This window comes from Desulfosporosinus cupriresistens (genome assembly GCF_001707885.1).
Taxonomy (GTDB): domain Bacteria; phylum Bacillota; class Desulfitobacteriia; order Desulfitobacteriales; family Desulfitobacteriaceae; genus Desulfosporosinus.
This window is the reverse complement of sequence record NZ_MASS01000004.1, coordinates 26,804-49,708: the sequence shown is the minus strand read 5'-3', so window position 1 is coordinate 49,708 and position 22,905 is coordinate 26,804. Positions and strand designations below refer to the sequence as shown.

At 45.2% G+C, this 22,905-nt stretch carries 26 protein-coding genes; all 26 read left to right on the top strand.

Annotation, left to right across the window (positions count from 1 at the left end; translation table 11 throughout):
* Positions 1-8: 8 nt before the first annotated feature.
* The 26 genes from DSBG_RS02535 to DSBG_RS02420 all read left to right on the top strand — a co-directional run bounded on the left by DSBG_RS02535 (position 9) and on the right by DSBG_RS02420 (position 22,883).
* Positions 9-1,373, top strand: a complete 1,365-nt coding sequence (locus DSBG_RS02535; protein ID WP_068962654.1) for a PepSY1/2 domain-containing protein — start codon at positions 9-11, stop codon at positions 1,371-1,373.
* Positions 1,374-1,594: 221 nt separating this feature from the next.
* Positions 1,595-2,032, top strand: coding sequence for a YwiB family protein (locus tag DSBG_RS02530; protein WP_068962653.1), 438 nt, complete (start codon positions 1,595-1,597; stop codon positions 2,030-2,032).
* The gene (argS, locus tag DSBG_RS02525; RefSeq protein WP_068962652.1) at positions 2,029-3,711 is read left to right on the top strand and encodes an arginine--tRNA ligase; all 1,683 of its coding nucleotides are present in this window, start codon (positions 2,029-2,031) and stop codon (positions 3,709-3,711) included. The genes DSBG_RS02530 and argS overlap by 4 nt, the downstream gene beginning before the upstream one ends.
* Positions 3,712-3,783: 72 nt before the next feature.
* Positions 3,784-4,224: a DNA-directed RNA polymerase subunit delta gene (gene rpoE, locus DSBG_RS02520; RefSeq protein ID WP_068962651.1), complete on the top strand. Its 441-nt coding sequence runs from the start codon at positions 3,784-3,786 to the stop codon at positions 4,222-4,224.
* A gap of 33 nt (positions 4,225-4,257) precedes the next feature.
* Positions 4,258-4,383, top strand: a complete 126-nt coding sequence (locus DSBG_RS23940) for a hypothetical protein (protein WP_282434190.1) — start codon at positions 4,258-4,260, stop codon at positions 4,381-4,383.
* A gap of 174 nt (positions 4,384-4,557) precedes the next feature.
* Positions 4,558-6,150: a CTP synthase gene (pyrG, locus tag DSBG_RS02515; RefSeq protein ID WP_068962650.1), complete on the top strand. Its 1,593-nt coding sequence runs from the start codon at positions 4,558-4,560 to the stop codon at positions 6,148-6,150.
* A 210-nt stretch (positions 6,151-6,360) separates the two neighbouring features.
* Entirely contained in the window at positions 6,361-6,519 is a 159-nt protein-coding gene (locus DSBG_RS22785) for a hypothetical protein (protein ID WP_176716140.1), read from the top strand.
* A 334-nt stretch (positions 6,520-6,853) separates the two neighbouring features.
* Complete coding sequence (locus tag DSBG_RS02510) at positions 6,854-7,936, top strand: lipid II:glycine glycyltransferase FemX (protein WP_068962649.1); 1,083 nt, start codon at positions 6,854-6,856, stop codon at positions 7,934-7,936.
* A gap of 4 nt (positions 7,937-7,940) precedes the next feature.
* Positions 7,941-9,143: an alanine racemase gene (gene alr, locus DSBG_RS02505; RefSeq protein WP_068962648.1), complete on the top strand. Its 1,203-nt coding sequence runs from the start codon at positions 7,941-7,943 to the stop codon at positions 9,141-9,143.
* 169 nt (positions 9,144-9,312) lie between these two features.
* Complete coding sequence (locus DSBG_RS02500) at positions 9,313-9,675, top strand: response regulator (RefSeq protein ID WP_009619540.1); 363 nt, start codon at positions 9,313-9,315, stop codon at positions 9,673-9,675.
* Positions 9,676-9,886: 211 nt separating this feature from the next.
* Positions 9,887-10,573 carry a hypothetical protein gene (locus tag DSBG_RS02495; RefSeq protein WP_068962647.1) on the top strand — a complete coding sequence of 229 codons (687 nt, stop codon included), beginning with the start codon at positions 9,887-9,889 and terminating at the stop codon, positions 10,571-10,573.
* Entirely contained in the window at positions 10,564-11,418 is an 855-nt protein-coding gene (locus DSBG_RS02490; RefSeq protein WP_068962646.1) for a class II fructose-1,6-bisphosphate aldolase, read from the top strand. Before DSBG_RS02495 ends, DSBG_RS02490 begins: the two co-directional genes overlap by 10 nt.
* A 23-nt stretch (positions 11,419-11,441) precedes the next feature.
* Positions 11,442-12,080, top strand: a complete 639-nt coding sequence (gene fsa / locus DSBG_RS02485) for a fructose-6-phosphate aldolase (RefSeq protein ID WP_009619535.1) — start codon at positions 11,442-11,444, stop codon at positions 12,078-12,080.
* Between the two features lie 360 nt (positions 12,081-12,440).
* Positions 12,441-13,412, top strand: a complete 972-nt coding sequence (gene glpX / locus DSBG_RS02480) for a class II fructose-bisphosphatase (RefSeq protein WP_068962645.1) — start codon at positions 12,441-12,443, stop codon at positions 13,410-13,412.
* 217 nt (positions 13,413-13,629) lie between these two features.
* Entirely contained in the window at positions 13,630-13,827 is a 198-nt protein-coding gene (gene rpmE / locus DSBG_RS02475; RefSeq protein ID WP_009619533.1) for a 50S ribosomal protein L31, read from the top strand.
* 147 nt (positions 13,828-13,974) lie between these two features.
* Positions 13,975-14,859: a DUF1385 domain-containing protein gene (locus DSBG_RS02470; protein ID WP_068962644.1), complete on the top strand. Its 885-nt coding sequence runs from the start codon at positions 13,975-13,977 to the stop codon at positions 14,857-14,859.
* A gap of 16 nt (positions 14,860-14,875) precedes the next feature.
* Positions 14,876-15,946 carry a peptide chain release factor 1 gene (gene prfA / locus DSBG_RS02465; protein ID WP_068962643.1) on the top strand — a complete coding sequence of 357 codons (1,071 nt, stop codon included), beginning with the start codon at positions 14,876-14,878 and terminating at the stop codon, positions 15,944-15,946.
* Between the two features lie 64 nt (positions 15,947-16,010).
* Positions 16,011-16,859, top strand: coding sequence for a peptide chain release factor N(5)-glutamine methyltransferase (gene prmC, locus DSBG_RS02460; protein ID WP_068962642.1), 849 nt, complete (start codon positions 16,011-16,013; stop codon positions 16,857-16,859).
* Positions 16,860-16,865: 6 nt separating this feature from the next.
* The gene (locus DSBG_RS02455) at positions 16,866-17,912 is read left to right on the top strand and encodes an L-threonylcarbamoyladenylate synthase (RefSeq protein ID WP_068962641.1); all 1,047 of its coding nucleotides are present in this window, start codon (positions 16,866-16,868) and stop codon (positions 17,910-17,912) included.
* 98 nt (positions 17,913-18,010) lie between these two features.
* Positions 18,011-18,595, top strand: coding sequence for a manganese efflux pump MntP (locus tag DSBG_RS02450; RefSeq protein ID WP_068962640.1), 585 nt, complete (start codon positions 18,011-18,013; stop codon positions 18,593-18,595).
* A gap of 21 nt (positions 18,596-18,616) precedes the next feature.
* On the top strand, positions 18,617-19,066 hold the full coding sequence (locus DSBG_RS02445; protein ID WP_083236690.1) for a low molecular weight protein arginine phosphatase: 450 nt from the start codon (positions 18,617-18,619) through the stop codon (positions 19,064-19,066).
* A 244-nt stretch (positions 19,067-19,310) separates the two neighbouring features.
* Positions 19,311-19,751, top strand: coding sequence for a ribose 5-phosphate isomerase B (gene rpiB, locus DSBG_RS02440; protein WP_009619525.1), 441 nt, complete (start codon positions 19,311-19,313; stop codon positions 19,749-19,751).
* 83 nt (positions 19,752-19,834) lie between these two features.
* Positions 19,835-20,395, top strand: a complete 561-nt coding sequence (locus DSBG_RS02435; RefSeq protein ID WP_068962723.1) for a TIGR01440 family protein — start codon at positions 19,835-19,837, stop codon at positions 20,393-20,395.
* Positions 20,396-20,515: 120 nt separating this feature from the next.
* Positions 20,516-21,772, top strand: a complete 1,257-nt coding sequence (gene glyA, locus DSBG_RS02430; protein WP_068962639.1) for a serine hydroxymethyltransferase — start codon at positions 20,516-20,518, stop codon at positions 21,770-21,772.
* 17 nt (positions 21,773-21,789) lie between these two features.
* Positions 21,790-22,419 (top strand): uracil phosphoribosyltransferase, encoded by a 630-nt coding sequence (gene upp / locus DSBG_RS02425; RefSeq protein ID WP_068962638.1) that lies wholly within the window; start codon positions 21,790-21,792, stop codon positions 22,417-22,419.
* Positions 22,419-22,883: a deoxycytidylate deaminase gene (locus DSBG_RS02420; RefSeq protein WP_068962722.1), complete on the top strand. Its 465-nt coding sequence runs from the start codon at positions 22,419-22,421 to the stop codon at positions 22,881-22,883. The genes upp and DSBG_RS02420 overlap by 1 nt, the downstream gene beginning before the upstream one ends.
* Positions 22,884-22,905 lie beyond the last annotated feature (22 nt).

The following is a 22,905-nucleotide window of genomic DNA, read 5'->3' as shown; positions in this document are numbered from 1 at the left end:
GGACAAGCATGCATAGAAAATTTTGGATCGGAGCTCTAGCGGTAGCTTTATTGATCTCATTAGGTTGGGGATATAATGAATATCGTCTGGCAGGAGAATATCGTCTGGCCGCAGAAAACAATAACCATCGGGCTTTAACTGATTTCGCTAGTCACCTCAACCAGTTAGAGACGGATATGGCCAAAGGAGATGTAGCTAGTAACCCCACCCAAAGGATTCTCTACTTGAGTCAAATCTCAAGTAAAAGTGATGCAGCGCTCAAAGATTTTGCTCAAATCCCATCCAATCAGGCTGGACTGAGCTATGTGGGCGAGTTTTTAACCCAATCTGGCGATTTTGCCAGGACATTGACCCAAAGAATCGCTGGTGGGGGAACGATTTCAGCGGAAGAGGAAAAGACTCTAAGAGATATGCATGAACGGCTCTTGCCGGTTAATCAAAAGGTTCAAGATATAATGAATAGAATGGACACGGAAAACCTGGTTTGGATAGACCCTAAGCCGTCGCTTAGGCAACGTTTAGGATTTAGCGGAACTCAAATTGCGGAAGCGGCCGCGGATGGCTCGGAGGCCCCTTCCAAATCTGTAAGGTCGGGTTTAGATCAGTTGGATGCCAGCTTGCAAAAGCTCCCCCCATTTTCATATACAGGGGAATTTGCAACGCGCGTCGTGTCAAAGCCGTTAGGGTTACCTTCCGGCAATGTAACCCGAGGTCAGGCCCAAGGTGTAGTGCGAGATTTCTTGAACAAGGTAGGATATACTAATACAACGCCAGAATTCGTAGGAGATTCTCAGGGACCATTAGGTGGGTATATGTGGAAGTATGAAAATGCTGATTTGGAAGTTAGTCGCCAGGGTGGCGTTGTAACCTACTATCGGGATCAGCGTTCAATTGACCCTAGGACAATGAGCATAGAAGATGCCACAAGCAGAGCTAAGTCGATTCTGAAAACATTAGGCTGGCAACTAGTATTGACTTCAAGTGAGGATTATGGTTCTTATGTTCAGTTCGATGCCGTTGTCGAAGAAAATGGGGTAAGGATTTATCCAGATAAAGTACGGTTGATGATCGCTTTAGATAATGGCCACCTTATTGGGCTGGATGCTGCACCGTATTACGCCTTCCATCATACGCGGACTTTCCCAGCTAAAATAACGCTGAATCAGGCGGTACGAAAGTTGCGTGCTAATTTCAAGATCCTAGAGAGCCGCTTGGCAGTCATTGCTAAAACCGGAAATCAAGAGATCTATTGTTATGAGTTTCGTGGTCAATATCAAGGAGAGGAATATCTTCTCTACCTAAATGCTTCAACCGGCGCCGAAGAGAAGATCCAGCGGATCATCAAGACACCCCGCGGAGAATACTTACAGTAAAAATAATTGGACAACAGCGAGAGGGATGTTTCCCTCTCGCTGTTAAATATCTGCAGTCATCTAATCATGACTACGACTAAGGGCAGTTAGTTATTGGGTAAAATTAATTTAGAGTAAAAAAGGGTTTTTTCAGAGTTACCGAGAATAGGCCATTTAAACACGTCATCTCGCAACCAGTTCGAAAAATAGAGACTTCCTCCCCTCCAGAAAGGAGCACACCATTGCAGAAAAAAGCGACCATTCAGGTCTACGGAAAACAGAAGTATCCGGAAGGGCATGAGGATCAGCAGGAATTGATCACTACAGGAACGTTTTATGAACGTAACAGTGCTTTCTATGTATTATATAAAGAGTCTGAATGTGAGAGCACAGGCCTTGAAGGTGTGACAACATATTTAAGCATTAGAGAAGGAGTAGTCACCTTAAATCGCAAGGGCTCAGTGGATCTAGCGCAAGAGTTTAAAAAGGGAGTGCTCAATCGGAGTATTTACACAACTTGTTATGGGAAAATCTGGCTAAGCGTTATGCCCCATCGAGTAGAGTGTGACTTGACAGTCCATGGGGGACGTATTAGTCTAGAATATGACCTTTTTATCGATGATAATTTGGTCAGTTATAATTTGCTGTTGCTAAACATAAAGGAGGATCTCCCCCAATGAGTCTCTATGAGAACATAAAAACACAAGTTACAAATCAGTTGGTAGAAGCCGTGAATTCTGCAAAAGCGGCAGGAGAATTAAAGTTTGAAGAATTGCCTAATTTCGTATTGGAAGAACCAAGAGAAAAGCAACATGGAGATTTGGCAACAAATCTAGCAATGGTGCTAGCCAAACAAGCGAAACGTTCGCCCCGGGAGATAGCCCCTATACTTATTAGACACTTAGACACAACCGGGACTTGGATAGAATCCTCTGAGATTGCGGGGGCAGGTTTTATTAACTTCCGCCTAAATCCGTTATGGCTGACGAATGTGATAGGTGAGGTTATTAGAGCTGGAGAACTCTATGGCCAAGTGGATATCGGAAAGGGTCAGAAGATTCAGGTTGAGTTCGTGAGCGCAAACCCTACTGGACTATTACACATGGGCAATGCTCGTGGAGCAGCACTTGGCGACAGCCTTGCTTCGTTACTCTCCACAGCAGGGTATGAAGTCTCCCGTGAATTTTATATTAATGACACGGGGAACCAGATTCATAATTTTGCAATGTCACTGGAAGCCAGGTATTTACAACAACTTGGTCAAGATGCCCCTTTCCCAGAAGGGGGATATCATGGCGAAGACTTGGTCGACACGGTAAAAGGCCTTATTGCCAAAGTAGGTGACAAATATCTTTCAGTCGAACAGGGCCTGCGACGTGAGTTTTTAGTGCGGTATGCTTTGGACGAGAAAATGCGAGATATTCGGGAAACCTTGCAGGATTTCGGGGTTGAATATGATGTTTGGTTTAGTGAACAAACCCTGCATGATTCAGGGGCCGTACGCTCAACAATGGAGGAACTCGAAAAAAAGGGATATATTTACGAAAAGGAAGGTGCGCTTTGGCTTAAATCCACTTTGCTTGGAGATGAAAAAGACGAAGTGGTGGTCCGAAGTAATGGAACACCAACCTATTTTGCGGCAGATATCGCCTATCATAGCAATAAGTTTGAACGTGGCTTCAATCGGGTAATCAATATTTGGGGTGCCGATCATCATGGACATGTAGCTCGGTTGAAAGGAGCGATGTCCGCTTTAGGGTATGAAGCGGATAACCTTCAAATTATTCTGATGCAACTCGTGCGACTCATCCAAAATGGCGAAGTGGTGAAAATGTCTAAACGTTCTGGTCAGTACATCACGTTGCGTGAACTGATGGATGAGGTTGGAAAAGATGCAGCGCGGTTTTTCTTTAACCTGCGAGATCCAGATTCTACAGTGGATTTTGACATGGATCTAGCAAAAGCTCAGTCGTCGGATAACCCTGTTTATTATGTGCAATATGCACATGCTCGTTTGTGCAGTATTTTGCGGCAAGCCGAGGAGCTTGGTAATGTCGACACACTTCCTCTGGAAAAAGACCTAAAACGACTTGACAGCTCCGAAGAACGAGATTTGCTCAAGAAAATGGCTGACTTGCCGAGCGAAATCACTGTGGCAGCACGTCTCATGGAACCTCACCGTTTAGCCCGTTATGTACTCGATTTAGCAGGTCTTTTTCATACCTTTTATAACAGTCAGCGCGTACTTGTTGACGATGAGGGGCTGCGACAGGCTCGTTTGAGTTTAGTGCGGGCCGTGAAACAAATTATTAGCAATGTGTTGGGCATACTAGGAGTGTCAGCTCCGGAAAAAATGTAGATAATGTGGAAATTTAAATTTTATGTTTAAACTAACGACAAGCAGGAAATATTTAGGGGTGGGCCGAATATATTGGTATTCAAAACGACGAAGGGCGGTGGAATTTTGACCCACTCTTTAAGCAAAAAAGACAAGCCAACGGAAGCAGATATAGCTTATGAGGTTTTGAAAGCTCAGGGTAACCCCATGCATTATCATAACTTAATCGAGGAAGTATTAAGGCGCTTAGGAATTTCTCAGGAGGCTATACGGATTGCAGCGGCGCTTACTCAGATCAATCTAGATACACGATTTACGTTTCTTGGACGAGGTGAATGGGGTCTGAAGGTTTGGGACTCGTCGAAAATCCCCAAGCGAATGACGTCTATAAGTTTAATGAATAAAGCATCTTCTGATGAAGACGACAAGTCAGATTTAGAAGAATTAGATGACGACGCCTTAGATGACGATGCTTCGGAAACAGACGAAGTTTTTGACGAAACGGATGAGGGTAGACGCGGAGAAAAATGGTAAAAGAATTCCTTTGGCTTGACATCTTTTAGAAGTGTGGCTAAAATAGATCAAGTGGGATTGAGAAACTTGGCTTGTGCCAAGCCGTCAGGCGGCGGTACAAGTCTTCATCGTACGTATACGCTGGTCATGACTCGGACAGGACGTGCGAGGCGAGGTTAGAACACCACCCAAAACATAGTCTTACTGATTGAGAAAATAAAGCTAGTGCGGCTCGCGGACTAGCTTTATTTACGTGTTTTTTTGCAGAGGGTAATCCTGATAACTATCTCCTGCTTGAGAATAGAAGAACTCGTTCGGTATACATTTAAGGTCTGAAAGGAAATGGTAAAGCGCATGACAAAATTTATTTTCGTAACGGGCGGCGTTGTGTCTTCCCTTGGAAAAGGAATTACAGCGGCATCCCTTGGTTGTCTTCTGAAAAATAGGGGTCTTAAAGTGGCGATACAAAAATTTGATCCCTATATCAATATTGACCCGGGGACGATGAGTCCATATCAACATGGTGAAGTGTTTGTTACCGATGACGGGGCAGAAACGGACTTGGATTTAGGCCACTATGAGCGCTTTATTGATGTACCAGTTTCGAAAAATAGTAATGTTACGACAGGTAAGATTTACTGGTCAGTCATTCGTAAGGAACGTAAAGGTGACTATCTGGGAGGGACCGTTCAAGTCATTCCTCATATTACGAATGAAATTAAAGAGCGGATCTATCGCGTGGCGAGAGAAAGTCATCCGGACTTCGTAATTACTGAGATTGGTGGAACCGTAGGGGACATTGAATCTCTGCCCTTTCTCGAAGCAATCCGGCAAATGAAAAATGACATAGGGCGTGAGAATGTCATCTACATTCACGTTACTTTAGTTCCATATTTAGCCATGTCCGGGGAATTGAAAACAAAGCCGACACAGCACTCTGTTAAAGAATTGCGGGGAATTGGGATTCAACCCACTATTATTGTTTGTCGTTCAGAGAAAGAGCTGGCTGGTGATATGAAGGAAAAGTTGGCCTTGCTCTGTGACGTTGAACTGGAAGCTGTCATTCAGTGCGTGGACGCACCAACTATTTATGAGGTTCCTTTGAAGCTCCAAGAAGAGGGGCTTGATGATATTGTCCTTCGTCGCTCAGGTATTGAGGCTCCTCCGGCCGATATGACTGAGTGGAAAGCTATGGTAGAGAAAATTAAATCTCCGACGTTGGAGACCGAGATTGCAATTGTTGGTAAATATGTAGAACTTCCAGATGCTTACTTGAGTGTCGCAGAGGCTTTACGGTCAGCTGGGACTGAGCATGGTGCAAAGGTAAACGTGCGTTGGGTGAATTCAGAGAGCATTGAAGAAGAAGGCGTTGAAAAGTACCTAAAAGGTGTTGATGGAATCCTTGTCCCTGGAGGGTTTGGCAACCGAGGGATTGAGGGTAAGATCGAAGCGATCCGTTATGCTCGAGAACAGAAAATACCATTTCTTGGGATTTGCTTGGGAATGCAAACAGCTATCATCGAATTTGCGCGTAATGTCTGTGGTATGGAACGAGCCAATAGCACAGAATTTGATGCAGACACAACCTACCCGGTCATCGACATACTCCCGGAACAAAAAGACATCGAAGAAAAAGGTGGCACCATGCGTTTAGGAATTTCCCCAGCGAAGTTGGTCGAGGGAAGCCTGGCGTATCAGGCTTATCAGGATCAGGTTGTTTATGAACGTCATCGCCATCGCTATGAAGTTAATAACCAGTTCCGGGGTGAGCTCGAAGCTGCAGGCTTGAGGTTTTCCGGGGCATCATTGGATGGCCGTCTAGTAGAAATTACTGAATATCCTGATCATCCATGGTTTGTGGCTTCTCAGTTCCATCCGGAATTTAAGTCTCGCCCAAATCGGGCGCATCCACTTTTCAGAGAGTTTATTCGGGCTGCGTTGAAGTAGGGGACTTGTATGTTACAGCGCTTGGTCTTACGACGCAGAGCAAACTAACCGTTCAAGCTCCTGGCTTTGGGGAGCGGGGTTCATCCTTCGGCGATAGTATTCTTTTAAAGAACCGCCTACGGCGATAATCTCCACTGGAGACTATCGTGCCAAAAGCGCCATCCGCTGGCTCGAAGACACTGTCTTCGCACGTATTAGCCTTCTTGCAGGATGGCGAGAAGGGACCTTGGCGCATTGGCGGCAGCGCACGTCCATGTGCGCTGCCCCGTGTCTGGGGTTGGTCGCTTGAACGGAAGTTTGCTAGGCTGCTTACGTAAACCTAGCGCTCATGTTATGCAACGTCTTGAGCTTGGGACGGGGAATGTTTAGTCTTGCTTTGAAGATTGTTGACGATTCGTTTTGGGTGACCAGTGTTTAGGAGACGGCACATTTCATGTGCACCGTCTTGCCTTTGGGTTCGTTTTCAATGGTGTTGTTATTCTGCTTACATAAAGGCGTCGCACTCATGTCACAAATGCGACTCAGGGGCTTGGAACGGGGGAATGTTCGATGGCACGATCCTCGACGTATAGGTTGACTTAGGAGAGTTCTGCTAAACCTAGGATTAAGGGTTATAGCACGAACTCTTATGTTATATCATTAGTTATTGATTAGACGAGTGTAACCATGGAAAGAATGGCAAGGGGAAAGGGGATTGAACCGGATGGCCTATGTAGCCAGGTGGATCGATAAAGGTGAACATGAACGCTATAATGCTTTTTTGGCTAAGGATTCAAAAGGGCATGTGCTCCAGTCTTGGGAGTGGGGAGAGATTAAGAGCCGGACTGGATGGGCGCCTTGGCGGTTGATTGTTGAAGAAAACGGTGAAATTGTAGCGGTGGCTTCTATTCTGGAACGTAAAATTCCGGTTGTGGGGATACCTATTTTCTATGCTTCTCGCGGGCCGATTGTGGATTGGAAGAATGTTGAGCTGGCAGATTTGGTGTTGGCGGAGATTCGCAAGTTGGCGAAAGCCCGAGGGGCCATTTTCCTAAAGATTGATCCGGATGTGCCGTCTTCGGAAAAAGAAGTGGAACGGTTTTTTGTTTCTAGAGGATTCAGCTCTGCTGAGAGTGGCAAGGGCTTTGAAGGGGTTCAGCCTAAGTATGTGTTTCGTTTAGATATTTCGCCGGATGAGTCGACCTTGCTGACCAATATGCAGCAGAAAACTCGTTACAATATTCGTCTTGCCCAGAAGAAAGGGGTTCAGATCCGGCGAGGAACGCGTGAAGATTTACCGGAATTTTACCGGGTTTTAAAAGAAACGACAGAACGCGATCGCTTCTTGGTGAGAGCTTATTCCTATTTTGAAGATCTTTATGATTCCTTGGTGCCGGTAGGTTTGGGAGAATTATTTATTGCTGAATATGAAGGGAAAATCATATCTGGAACCTTAGCATTTGTCATTGGAGATAAAGCCTGGTATATCTATGGTGCTTCATCGAACGCTCATCGGAATGTTATGCCCAATTACTTAATTCAGTGGGAAATGATTCGTTGGGCAAAGTCGTTGGATTGTACTCTCTATGACTTCCGGGGGGTTCCTGGACATTTGACGGAGGATAACCCGCTTTATGGGCTTTATCGGTTTAAGAAAGGGTTTAACGGAGATTATACAGAATTTATTGGAGAGTGGGACCTAGTGTATCGCCCAATAATCTATTTTCTTTGGAACCACTTGGAACCAATCTATTCAGAGGCTGTAAAGGGGATTATTGGTAAGTTGCGGCGAGCTCGGAGGGGATAAGCCTATGACTGGAACGTGGATTGAAGTCGACCTGGATGCGGTCGTTAGAAATTACGAAGAAGTTGTAAAGCTCCTTCGTCCTGGGGCCCGATGTATGGCGGTGGTGAAAGCAGATGCCTATGGATTGGGTGCAATTGAGGTTGCACGTGCTTTGGAGAGAGCTGGGTGTGAGGCGTTTGCAGTTACAAGGCTCGAAGAAGGTCTGATTTTACGAGAGCATGGAATCGAGGGTATTATTTTAGTTTTAGGGCCTACTTCGCAAGAAGAATGGCTTAGGGCTATCAATGCGCAGTTACAGCTGACACTTTCAGAACTGTCCTCAATTGAGAAATTGAATGTGGTTTGTTCGGAGATTGAACAGGAAGCTTTTCAGCAGGTTCAGGTGCATCTCAAATTAGAAACTGGCATGGGACGAACCGGGTTCCAACTTCCCGAGGCGGAGGAACTTTCTACGGCTTTGCTAAAAGCTCCCCATATCCATGTGGCGGGAGTTTATACTCATTTTGCTCGTGCGGCTCAAAGAGATAGGCAGTATTCTCTAGGGCAATATGAACGTTTCCAGACTTTTACGGCCCGTCTTGAAGAGCTAAGGATTTATCCGACTTGGAAACATGTCTGCAATAGTGCTACTTTTCTCGATTATCCCGAATGGCATCATGATTTTGTGCGTATTGGGACATTACTGATTGGGCATTATCCAGGGCCTGGTTTTAGTTCGAAATTAACGTTAAGCGACCCTTGGGTTGCTAAAAGTCAGATTGTTCACCTGCGCAAAGTCCCGAAAGGGACCCATGTAGGTTATCAAAGTATTTATCGCACGAAGGCTGCAACTCAACTAGCAGTGATTCCTGTGGGGTATGCGGATGGGTTTGGCATAACCCCGCATTTCATCCCTCAAGGATGGTTTGATTTTTTAAAAATTGTGGTTAAAAACTTTTTAGCTTTGTTTGGTTTTTTCCTTGGGCAAGAACAGGTAGAACTGAAAGGGCGGAGAGTTCATGTCGCTGGAAAAATTGGTATGCAGCTTACAGTAATTGAGGTGGGAATGCAGGATTGTGCGTTAGGGGATGAGGTTCAGATTCCTTTGCGGCGGACTGTGGCAAATCCTCGGATTCCAAGGAGATATAGACAAGGTGGACAAATGTTGTCAGATCGGGTTATGAAAGAAGGAGTTTTACCAGCTTATACAGAATATTCACTGCAATAAAGAAAACTTAGCTGGCGCCAAGCCTTGGCGAGGCGGCCGCCTTAGTTGCACTTATGCTTAGACGAAGGCACTGTCTTCGCACGGATTAGTCCTACTTGCAGTATATAACCTAAGTTTATACTTTCTGATAGTAGGACAAGGAGAAACTTGAGGGAAAGGGATGTAGGGAATGGCTAAAATACTTGTAGTAGATGATCAACTTGGAGTGCGTCGCCTGCTCTTCGAGACCTTCAGGGAGGATCACCATGAGGTTGAAATGGCTGCGAATGGGGCAGAAGCTCTTCAGTTACTGGAAACGTTTGAGCCAGATCTTATATTGATGGACATGAAAATGCCTGGAATGAATGGTTTAGAAACATTAGGGCAAATTCGTGCCTTAGATCGGCGAGTCGGCGTGATTATGATGACCGCCTACGGTGATACTCAGAATATGGAGCAAGCCAAAGATCTTGGGATTCTCCATTACATGGGTAAACCTTTTGATTTATTTGAGTTGAGAGAACGGGTGAAGGAGATATTAACGACTACATAAGTTTTTTAATAGTTTAGAAAATACATTTGTTTTCAAGTTAGACGACCAGTACATAAATGCCAGCTTTTTTTGACGTTTTCCATGGACAAGAACGGACTGTTAGATGTTACTGCAGTTATCAGCCGCCGAACACGATATTCTTTTTGTTGGTCGAAAGGCAGGAAAATCTTCTTGTATGACGAAGTATATGCTGTAGGAAGAGGTGGGAATTATGATTCTAACGACAAACACAACGATTGCCATTCAGTGTTCTCAATGCGGAGAACTAGAATTTCATGCCCTCTCTCTCTTTGCATTTTCTCAGCGAGAACGCAAGAAACTGCTTTGTGGTTGCGGCCTTGAACTTATGTCAGTAACTAGTCGAAACCGTCAGCAGTTTAACATCACTTATGCATGCGCTTACTGTGGGGATACCCATTATTTAAGATTAAATCGCCATGCCATTTGGGGCAAAGAGGCTTTGCCACTTGTTTGTCCGGCGGTGGAAGCTTCGGTTGGATATATTGGGCCTAAACAGAAAGTCACTCAGGCTTGTCATGAACGTGAAAAATCCATTGGGGAATTGGCGGTAGAATTGGGTTACGAGGAAGAGTTCGAAAACCCTGAGGTCATGCTTCGGATTTTAGATCATCTTCATTGTCTGGCTAAGCAAGGAGATTTAGGGTGTGCTTGTGGAAACCATCAGTTATCCTTTGAGTTATTGCCGGATCGCATCGAACTGTATTGTGAATGCTGTGAAGCTATGGGAGTTATTTATGCGGACAGTTCGGATAATGTTTGTCAAATTGAAGGGATAAATTCGATGTATCTGGAAGAGAATAAGACTTGGCTCATCAATAGTCCGTTGCGGGGCCAGCACCTTTCAAAGACGAACGAGGAGGAAAAAAAATGGCGTTAGTTTCGATGAATGAGTTATTAGCAAAAGCGCAAAAAGAACATTATGCAGTAGGAGCCTTTAATTGTAATAATATGGAGATCGTCCAAGCGATTGTAGCCGCGGCAGAGGCCGAAAATGCTCCAGTTATTATTCAGGCCAGTCAAGGTGCGATAAAATATGCAGGAATTGAGTACATAACAACCTTGACGAAGATAGCTGCCGAAAAATCAAGCGTTCCTATTGCCTTGCATCTCGATCATGGAACAAGTTTTGCTCAAGTCATGCAGTGTGTGCGTAACGGATTCTCTTCCGTGATGATAGACGGTTCCAAACACCCGTTGGAAGACAATATTGCGTTAACCAACAAAGTGATTGAAGCGGTACGCCCTCTAGGTGTTTCAGTTGAAGCGGAATTGGGTAAAATCGGTGGGACTGAGGATGATATCACCGTTAGCGAACGAGAGGCACTGTTTACAGATCCTGCTGAGGCGGAGCACTTTGTTCAAGCGACACAGGTGGATGCGTTAGCGATTGCCATTGGGACTGCTCATGGTCAATATAAGGGGGTTCCCAAACTTGATTTTGAACGATTAACACAAATTCGCGAACGCGTTTCAACGCCGATCGTTTTGCATGGATCTTCCGGAGTGCCGGATGAAGCACTTCGAGAGGCGATTTCAAGAGGTGTATGTAAAGTTAACATTGACACGAATATTCGTGAAGCCTTTGTAAAGGCTGCACGCCTTGTGCTCGAGGAGAATCTCAAAGAAATTGACCCTCGCAAAATGCTGGGTCCTGCTCGCGAAGCTGCAACTGCAATAATCCGCGAGAAAATCCGAGTCTTCGGCAGCAACGGGAAGGCGTAAACTTTTAGAAAGAAGGTAACGTCATGCGGTTTTTTTTGGACTCTGCAAATATTGAGGAAATTAAACAAGCTTGGGATATGGGGGTTATTGCTGGTCTAACGACAAATCCTAGTTTGGTAGCTAAGGAAGGAAAGGACTTCCACGAACTCCTTAAGACGGTGGCAGGGATTGTTGACGGTCCTATAAGCGCAGAGGTTATTGCGCTTGACTATGAAGGAATGTTGCAGGAAGCGCATGTTTTAGCGGCAATCCATCCGAATATAGTGATTAAGATTCCGATGACAGAAGCTGGCCTCAAAACTGCAAAGACCTTAAGTGCAGAAAAAATTAAGACAAATGTTACTCTCGTGTTTACCGCGAATCAAGCCTTGCTTGCAGCACGGGCGGGAGCAACTTATGTAAGTCCATTTTTGGGGCGACTGGATGATATCGGTGAAAATGGGCTCAATTCGTTGGCAGATATGTGTGAAATCTTCCAAGTAAATGACATCGAAACAAAAATCATCGCTGCCAGTATTAGAAACCCGGTTCACGTCACAGAATCTGCCAAATTAGGAGCAGATTATGCAACAGTTCCCTTTGGAGTTTTAAGGCAACTTTTTCGGCACCCACTGACAGATGCTGGAATTGAGAAGTTTCTGGCAGATTGGAAAAAACTTTAATTCACTGGTTTAGGTTATTAAGTCGTTGAATTTTTAGAAGAAACTCGCTAAGGCTGAAATTTTATCTTATATACCTACAGTAATTATGAACGGCCTCGGATTTCGAAATATAAATATCAAATATGAAATTGGCATCTGCCTATCTGGACATTAGATAAGCTGATGCCAACCTTTTTGTGAGTTTAATGATTTTACGTGGTTGAAAACCCTTGAAAAGTATGTCACAATGAAACTATTGAGAATAAATGTTATGACATAATTTGTGATAAACATTAGCGAAGATGCATTTATTTTGTCTAAATAATTGCTGCGAAGACAAGGTTGGCAATAACGGGTGAAAGAATTAAGGAGGGGTTAAAATTGGAAAGAGAACTCACGATGGAATTTGCCAGAGTGACAGAAGCTGCGGCTCTAGCTTCTGCACGTTGGGTAGGATTAGGAGATAAGATAGCCGCTGATAATGCTGCCGTTGAAGCGATGCGGGCAGTTTTTAACACGATTCACATGGATGGCACAGTGGTGATCGGAGAAGGGGAAATGGACGAAGCCCCGATGCTCTATATTGGGGAACGTGTTGGAAATGGAGAAAGTCCAGAATTAGATGTTGCTGTTGATCCCTTGGAAGGTACCAACAGTTGTGCAAAAGGAGTTGCAGGGGCGATTGCCGTTGTGGCGATTGCCAAGAAGGGGTGCTTACTTCATGCTCCAGATATGTATATGGACAAGATTGCGGTAGGACCTGCTGCTGTTGGGAAGATAAATTTAGATGCAACTGTGCACGAAAACATCTCAAATGTGGCTGAAGCGTTAGGCAAAAATATGAAAGACATAACGGTTGTCATTTTGGATCGTCCACGTCATAAGAAACTGATTGAAGATGTGCGCGCTTGCGGGGCGAGAGTTCGTCTCATTACCGATGGAGATGTTTCACCGGCTGTGGCTTGTGCATTTGAAGATACAGGGGTCGATATGATGATGGGAATTGGTGGAGCGCCTGAAGGTGTTCTAGCCGCAGCGGCTCTTCGTTGTATGGGTGGAGAAATGCAAGGCCGTCTTTGGCCGGAAAATGATGAAGATGTGGCTCGGGCTAAAGTCCTTGGAATTGAGAACGTCCAAAAATTATTAACGATGGAAGACCTAGTGAATACCGACGACGTTTTTTTTGCAGCGACTGGGATTACTGAAGGCCCTTTATTGCGTGGTGTGACCTACACCTCGAAAGGTGCATTGACCCACACCGTTGTCATCCGAGGAAAAACCGGAACAGTTCGTTTTATCGAAGCACGTCACCGCTTTGACAAGAAGCCAGATTATGCTATGAAGGGCTGTTAAGCCTTTCCTTGTATAATTTATTTAGAGTTTGGGTAAAATGCTCAAGTATGATATATCCGGTAGATATATTTTGAATAGGAATAAGCCATTTATTAGAAAATGAAATATTGACCAGTATATAATATCTGTGCTAAAATAGTAAGAGTTGACTGAAATTGTTTCTTAAGCAGGTGCGGCAAAAGAGCGCCTCGATCCAAATGGGAAAGAAGGTGAAGACATGAAAGAAAAAATTCACCCTAAATACGAACAAACCACAGTGACATGTGCTTGCGGAGAGGTCATTCCAACAGCAAGTACAAAAAAAGACATCAAAGTAGAAATTTGTTCGAAATGCCATCCCTTCTATACCGGGGTACAGCGGTTTGTCGATGCAGGCGGACGGGTTGATCGGTTTAAAAAGAAATATGGGATGTAAACAACGGCCTGCGGTCGTTGCTGGTGGAAAAGCAGAGCGCAAGCTCTGCTTTTTGCGTAAAGGATAACATAAACTATTATTTTGCACTTATGCCATACATTAGTCATAGTTATAAATGATAGGATCTGAAGATAAGGAGGAAGTTCGATGGGTAGACCAGTCCAATATGGCGGGCAAGCGGTCATAGAAGGGGTCATGATGCGTGGACCTCGGGAAAGTGCTATTGCGGTCAGGCTACCAGATGGCAAGATTGAGGTTACTCATCTAGCACTTAATTCATGGTCGAACAAACCTGTTTTAAAGTTACCGTTGATTCGAGGGTTTGTAGCGCTGGTAGATTCTTTGATTGTCGGAACGCGCGCGTTGACCTTTTCGGCCAATCGTTCAATGGGGGAGGAAGATGGCGAAGAGGAAGAACTCGGTTTTTGGGAGTTAGCGTTAACCATAGGATTTGCTTTTGGCTTGGGTCTTTTGCTTTTTGTCGGATTGCCAACTGGGGTAGCTCACTTGCTGCAGGGAAAGGTCACTGGAGTCGTGTGGCAGAATTTATTGGAGGGAGCAATTCGGCTTGTTGTTTTTTTTCTTTATATCTTAGGTATTTCCAGGCTCAAAGACATTCAACGAGTCTTTCAATATCATGGTGCAGAGCATAAAGCAATTTTTACCTATGAAGCAAAAGCAGAGCTCACGGTAGAAAACGCGCGCCCCTTTCCAAGGTTGCATCCTCGCTGCGGGACAAGTTTCCTCCTGATTGTGGTCGTTGTAAGCATCTTTGTGTTTGCTTTTGTGGGTTTACATCCCTTGTGGTGGCGATTACTTTCTCGAATGTTGCTCATGCCTTTTGTAGCTGGAGCTGCTTATGAAATTCTTAAATTCTCTTCACGGCATTTGGAATCGCCGTGGCTGCGTTGGCTTATTGTTCCCGGCTTGTTATTACAGAAGTTAACCACGCGGGAACCGGACGATGCCCAGTTAGAGGTCGCATTGGCAGCATTAAAAGGTGTTTTGGATTCTGGTCAGGAACTAACGTAATTTTGAGGTGTGAAAAATGTTAGAGAAACTTTATGAGATAGAACGAAAATATGATGAATTAACGGAACTTCTTAGTGACCCGGAAATCCTTGCCAATCAGAGCGAGTGGCAAAAATATGCCAAAGCTCAAGCGGGTATGACAAACCTGATCACTGCGTTTAGAGAGTATCAGTCCGTACTCCGAGGCATAGAGGATACAGAAAACTTACTCAAGGAAAAACTTGACTCAGATATGCAGGAGATGGCGGAGCAGGAGCTCGATGAGTTACGAAGCCAAGCTCTGGAGTTGGAAGAAAAGATGCGAGTCTTTCTTCTGCCGAAGGATCCGAATGACGAAAAAAATGTCATTATGGAAATTCGGGCGGGGGCAGGTGGCGATGAAGCGGCTTTGTTTGCTGGAGATCTTTATAAGATGTATATTCGATACTCTGAAGGGCAGGGGTGGAAAACGGAAGTCCTCAGTGCCAGCTATACAGATATTGGCGGTTATAAAGAAATTATTTTTTTAGTGGAAGGGTATGGGGCTTTTAGTAAACTGAAATTTGAAAGTGGAGTACACCGGGTTCAAAGAATCCCATCAACAGAATCTGGGGGGAGGATTCATACCTCGACAGCGACTGTTGCGGTGCTTCCTGAAGCAGAAGAGGTAGAAGTCTCGATTAATCCTAACGACTTGCGTATTGATATCTATTGTTCTAGTGGGCCCGGTGGGCAGTGTGTAAACACAACCCAATCAGCAGTACGAATTACCCATCTGCCAACTGGAATCATAGCATCTTGTCAGGATGAGAAATCACAGCTCAAGAACAAAGAAAAGGCCTTGCGTGTTTTACGGGCCCGCATCCTGGAGAAAGCTCAAGACGAGGCGAGCGGGGAGCAGGCATCGGAACGCCGAAGCCAAGTGGGTACAGGTGATCGAAGCGAACGGATTAGAACATTCAATTTCCCTCAGGGAAGGGTAACAGACCATCGTATCGGTCTAACGTTGCACCGCCTAGAGACGATCCTAACGGGAGATTTAGAAGAAATCATCCAAGCTCTGATAACTTCTGATCAGGCAGAGCGACTAAAGGCTGAGATCAAATAAAGGTATTCAATATTCGAACCACGAACATCGAACCTCGAATATCGTGGTAGGGGGCTAAACAGTTTTGAAGGTGCTAGAAGGAATGCATTACGGCGAGGCACAGCTCTTGGAAAAAGGTATCGAAAATGCTCGCTTAGATGCAGACTTATTATTGGCCGAAGTTCTAGGTGTGTCGCGTCGTGACCGCCTCTATTTCGATCTTGACCGTAATTTGTCAAAGGAGGAAGAGGCGGGCTTTCGAGAGGTAATTATTCGTCGAGCTGAGCATGAGCCGCTTCAATATATTTTAAAGCGACAGGATTTTATGGGTCTTTGTTTCAGTGTTGATAAAAGGGTACTTATCCCTCGCTCGGACAGCGAGATTTTGGTTGAGAAATGGCTGGAAATAGTAAAACAAGAAGAGCGATTGAGGCAAGAGCAATTGATCAAAGTTGCGGATCTTTGTACCGGAAGTGGTGCTCTTGCGATTTCGATGGCCTATTATTATCCTAAGGCGGAGGTGGTCGGAACAGACCTTTCACCAGACGCCTTAGACGTAGCACGACAGAATGCTGTACGTTTAGGGGTTACTGTGCAATGGCGTCAAGGGGACTTTGTGACACCTATTCAGGGTGAACTTTGGGATTTTATTATTACGAACCCTCCTTATGTTTCTCCGGAGGATTATAGTCAGTGCGCTCCTGAGATTTTCCGCGAGCCCTCTATGGCTTTTCTAGGGGGACAAGATGGTTTGACCTTCTATCGCCGTCTGTCAGAAGAGATACGTCAGTTATTGACCCCTCAGGGCAAGCTGCTCATGGAAATAGGTTGGAATCAAGCGGAGGCAGTTTGCCGGATTTTCCAAATGAAAGGTTTTGAAACACAGGTTTTCCCCGACTTGGCGGGGCGAGACCGGGTGATCTTAGCGAGGTGAGCATAGATGCAGACTAAAAGAAGTTATATTGATGGAGTCCATCCGGAAGCTGAATTATTAAAAGAAGGTGCAGAGTGGCTACAAGCAGGGGAACTCGTCGCCTTTCCGACGGAGACTGTCTATGGGTTAGGGGCAAACGCTTTAGACGTTGCAGCCTGTGCCAAAATTTTTGAAGTTAAAGGTCGGCCCCAGGATAACCCCTTAATTGTACATGTTTGCAACCGTGCTATGGCAAACATCTTAGTTGATAGTTGGACGCCGGCGGCAGAGCTTTGTGTTCGACACTTTTGGCCAGGTCCATTGACTCTGGTCTTGCCGAAAACAGCCAACGTTTCGGATTTAGTTACAGCCGGGCTAGCTAATGTGGCAATTCGTATGCCAAACCATCCGGTTGCCCTCCGCCTTATCGAAGAAACGGGACTTCCGATTGCTGCTCCAAGCGCGAACCTCTCAGGGAAACCCAGTCCGACAAGTGGAAGCCACGTCTGGCGAGATCTGAAAGGCAAAATTCCGCTGATTCTCGACGCTGGGGCTTGTATGGTTGGAGTGGAATCAACCGTGCTTGATGTGAGCGGGGAAGTTCCAACCATCCTACGTCCAGGCGGAGTTTCAAAGGAACAACTAGAAAAAGTATTGGGCGAGGTTAGGGTGGACAAGCCGTCGAAGAATCAAGTACCTAGAGCACCCGGCATGAAATACAGGCACTATGCCCCACATGGCGAGATGATTTTAATGGTTGGTTCATCCGAGCGCGTCGTGCAGCGGATGGGACATGAAATTCACAAAGGACATGCTAAGCTTAAAAAGGTCGGAGTTCTTTGTACTCTTGAGAGTGCACCTTTTTTGCATAATCGGCTTCCTGATCTTTTGTTTGTTTTAGGATCAAAAGATCGTCCTGAAGAAGTTGCAAGTAGCTTATTCGAGGGATTAAGACTATGTGATGAGAGAGGAATGGATATAATCTTGGCTGAAGGGGTTGAAGAAGGTGGCCTTGGGACCGCTATAATGAACCGTTTACAGAAAGCCGCAGGCCAGAGGATTCAATACATCTAGTAGCAATAGGTTATAGTGCAGGTGTACTTGGCATTAGTACTGGTACTAATATAGGCTCTTCCCTGTGCATATACTATAACGAGAACGGAGGGAAGGTATTGAATTTAGCATGGGTTGTGGCAGTAGCAATTGCCTTAGGGGCAGACGCTTTTTCTTTGTCCTTGGCAATTGGTTTGTCAGGAATCAGAAATCGCATGATGTTGCGATTGTCGTTGGTGGTGGCGGTCTTTCATGTAGTTATGCCGCTTTGTGGGATAATATTGGGTCAAGCACTGGGGTCAATTCTCGGCCGTTATGCAAGTGTAATAGGGGCATTAATTCTTATCGTGTTGGGGGGACGGATGCTTTACAAGGTTTTTCGGCCAACCACGGAACATTTTCCTTTAGGGGAGGCTAGAGATGCCCTTAAGCTCAAAAATGTTGCTAATGACATTTCGCTGAGGGGATTTGGTATTTATGTATTTGCCGCCAGTGTAAGCTTAGATGCTTTAAGCGTCGGATTTTCACTAGGAACGATCAAAACCGATGTCTTTATAACGGTTATGATCATTGGTGCGATCGCGGGGTTAATGACTGGGATGGGTTTAGTTTTAGGACGGATACTAGGAACGTGGTTGGGAGACAAAGCCGAACTGCTTGGTGGGCTGGCATTATTGCTTATCGGTGTTAAATTGTTGTTCTAACGGATCGAGGTGAGATATAAAGTGAGCTTAAAACTTTTGTTCATTTGTACGGGAAACACATGTCGGAGTCCTATGGCGGAGGGATTGGCTCGAGAAATGTTTGGTGATGCTGTTCAAGTTAGCTCGGCGGGAATAGAAGCATGGGAAGGAACAGAAGCTAGTTCCTATGCGCTAGAGGTTCTTAAAGAGCGAAACGTGGACCTATCCCGGCATCGTTCCAGAAAGATTAGGGCCGAACTATTAGCAGAGGCGGATTGGATTATCCCAATGACTCAAGCACAAGAAAAAGTATTAAGACATAGTTTCCCTCAATATGAACAGAAAACTAAGTATTTAGGAAGCTGGGGAGAAAAAAAACAAGATATCCGCGATCCATGGAGCGGTTCTCTTGAAGTTTACCGTGAGACAGCTTGGGAGATTAGTGAGCTGCTAAATGCTTTAAAAGGTCACCTAGCTTTAATGGATGACTAAGCACACTCAGACCTTTATTTCTTATCCAAAGTGGCGCTTAGTTAGGCATGCATGACAGAACATTTTGAAACTCGGGACTTTATAAGAAATATTATTCCTAATATAGTCAGATGGCTAAGTAATAGTATAAGATAAGCGAAAGATGTCTACACTAGCGGCGTAAAACGTCGCTTTATTTTGTATTATTGCAGGGATTTTGTAACTAACTGTAGAACTGAAAGTATAGAAAGATGGAGGGATGAACGTGAGAGTTGTGCTGGGGTCCGATCATGGTGGCTATGAACTTAAGGAAGCCATTCGTAAACATTTAGAAGCACAGGGGTTAGAAGTCCAAGATTTAGGGACTCATTCGACCGACTCAGTGGATTATCCCGAGTATGGTTTTGCAGTAGGTAACGCGATCATGAAGGGTGAGGCAGACTTGGGGATTGCAATCTGTGGAACAGGGCAGGGAATTTCCATGGCTGCGAATAAAATTAGAGGAATTCGTGCTGCACTTTGTACAGAGACATTTTCCGCCCGAATGGCTAGAGAACATAACAATGCCAACGTTTTAACCCTGGGTGGCCGGGTAACTGGCGTTGGTCTTGCTCTGGACATTGTGGATATCTTTTTAAAAACAGACTTTGCTGGAGGCCGGCATGCCCGCCGTGTAAATTTGATCACTGACATCGAGTGCGGTTAAATTTGAGTCATGACGATTCTAACTACAAACATCCCTGCTTGAGTCCAAAATCAAGGGGAGGGGGTAACTTTCTCGTGGATAAAATGTTTGCAGAAAAATTAGCTGATATGGCCAAAGTTTGGGATGAAGTACTTGATGCCTTTTTTATAAAGGCTAATTTGCGTTCGGGGCAGATCCTCGTTGTAGGATGTAGCACTAGTGAAGTTATCGGTCAAAGGATTGGTCAGGGAAGCAGCTTAGATGTCGCCGAGGTGTTATTGCCATCTTTGTTGGAACGGGTTCATCAGCAGGGAATCTTTTTAGCAGTACAAGGATGTGAGCATATCAACCGGGCCTTGGTAGTGGAAGAAGCCTGTGTAGATCATTATGGATTAGAGGCAGTTACAGTGCTTCCGGCGCTCCATGCCGGAGGCGCAATGACGGTGAAGGCGTGGGAGAAATTCTCATCTCCGATTATGGTAGAGAGAATTCAAGGGCATGCGGGAATCGATATCGGAGACACATTTATCGGTATGCACCTGCGGCCCGTAGCAATACCTATACGCTTACACGTGAAGGAGATAGGAGAAGCTCATCTAACCCTTGCTCACACCCGCCCACGCCTGATAGGTGGCCCACGGGCTATGTATGATGAACAGAAATGAAATTAGAGGAAGTTTCTTAGCTTAGAGAGCACTTTAGTGGAATTGCGTCAAGCGAATAGCAATGGAACGTGTGCGAATGGGCTAAGACACTTCCTCCCCCAATGAGTAGGAGTGAAATAAATGGATTATATTGATCAGTGGGTGAAACCCCAAGACCCTGAAGTTGCGAAAGCCATTGAACAAGAAGAAAATCGTCAAAGAAATACCATTGAGCTGATTGCTTCTGAGAACTTTGTCAGTCGGGCAGTGATGACAACACAAGGGTCTGTTTTAACAAATAAGTATGCCGAAGGGTATCCTGGAAAACGCTACTATGGCGGATGCGAATTCGTTGATGTGGTTGAAGACTTAGCTCGCGATCGTATTAAGAAAATTTTTGGCGCTGAACATGCCAATGTCCAGCCCCATTCTGGGTCTCAGGCCAATACAGCAGTCTATTTTGCAATGCTAAAACCCGGTGACACCGTATTGGGGATGAATTTATCACACGGTGGTCATCTGACGCATGGGAGTCCGGTAAATATCTCTGGGGTATATTTTAACTTTGTTTCTTACGGGGTTGATTCGAAGACAGAGCGGATAGACTATGAGCAGGTCCGCCAGTTAGCGCTCCAACATAAACCGAAAATGCTCGTTGCTGGAGCGAGTGCCTATCCCAGAATAATTGATTTCGCCAAGTTACGTGAAATTGCGGATGAAGTGGAAGCATTTTTCATGGTGGATATGGCACATATTGCTGGTTTAGTAGCTGCTGGATTGCATCCATCACCTGTTCCCTATGCCCATTTTGTGACCACGACTACTCATAAGACCTTAAGAGGGCCTCGTGGCGGCTTAATTCTTTGTAAGGCTGAACACGCACAAGCAATTGATAAGGCCATTTTCCCGGGAATTCAGGGGGGGCCACTGATGCATGTTATTGCCGCGAAAGCAGTTGCTTTTGGCGAAGCCCTTCAGCCAGACTTTAAAGCGTACCAGACTCGTATTGTTGAAAATGCTAAAGCTCTGGCTAAAGCGTTAGTGGATCGAGGATTCCGTCTTGTCTCGGAAGGAACGGATAACCACCTTATTCTTGTGGATGTACGAAGCAAATCGGTAACAGGAAAAGAAGCGGAAACAATCTTGGATCAAGTAGGGATTACTGTCAATAAGAACACAATTCCGTTTGATACAGCAAGTCCTTATATCACTAGCGGAATTCGGGTAGGGACGCCTGCAGTTACAACGCGTGGCATGAATCCTGAAGCGATGCAGCAGATTGCGGAGGCGATGGACCTTGCCTTGACCTCGCAACATGAAACTGATAAACTGGCGAAAGCACGGGAAATTGTTCGTGCGTTGTGTGCACAATATCCCTTATATGCAAATTTAGATTAGGAGTTGAGTCCTAAACCATGACAAAGCTTCAAGTTCTTGATCATCCTCTAATTCAACACAAGTTATCCCTTATTCGAGATGAGAAGACAGGTTCAAAGGAATTTAGGGAACTTGTGGAGGAAGTCGCGATGTTGATGGCCTATGAGGTTACCCGTGATTTTCCCCTTCAGGAAATTGAGGTTAAAACACCGGTCGCATTAGCAAAAGCCAATGTGATTGCCGGTCGGAAAGTTGGTTTGGTACCAATCCTGCGCGCTGGGTTAGGAATGGTTGATGGAATGCTTCGCTTGATTCCGGCGGCTAAGGTTGGACATGTCGGCCTTTATCGGGATCCAGAGACCCTATTACCAGTAGAATATTATTGCAAGTTGCCCAATGATATTGCAGAACGCGATCTTATTGTCATTGACCCTATGTTGGCAACCGGTGGTTCTGCGTCCGCTGCCATTACGTTCTTGAAAGATCGTGGCGCTAAAAACATTAAATTGATGTGCCTGATTGCCGCCCCAGAAGGAATTAAAACCGTGCAAAACGCGCACCCTGACGTTGATATATTTGTCGCGGCAGTGGATGAGCGATTAAATGAACACGGTTATATTGTACCGGGCCTTGGTGATGCAGGTGATCGGTTGTTTGGGACGAAATGATGAACCAGGGTAAGCGGCCGAGTTGGGACAGTTATTTTATGCAGATGGCAGAAGTAGTTGCTGGGCGATCGACTTGTCTGCGCCGCCAGGTTGGGGCGGTAATAGTCAAGGATAAGCAAATTCTGAGTACAGGGTATAACGGGAGTCCTGCGGGACTCCTGCACTGTGATGAAGTTGGTTGTTTACGGCAGACCTTAAACGTTCCCTCCGGGGAACGCGTTGAGATCTGCCGTGCTGTGCATGCAGAACAAAATGCATTGGTACAAGCGGCGAAGCACGGGGTCGCGATTGCAGGGGCTGACCTTTATACGACCCATCAACCTTGCGTATTATGTACAAAGTTATTAATTAATGTTGAGATAAGGCGAGTTGTCTATACTCATTCCTATCCAGATCAGCTTGCAGCGGCAATGGCAAAAGAAGCAGGATTAGAGTTAGTGCAGTTTGCGGAGGAGAAGCCATAAATTGTGAAGCAAGTGATTGGCA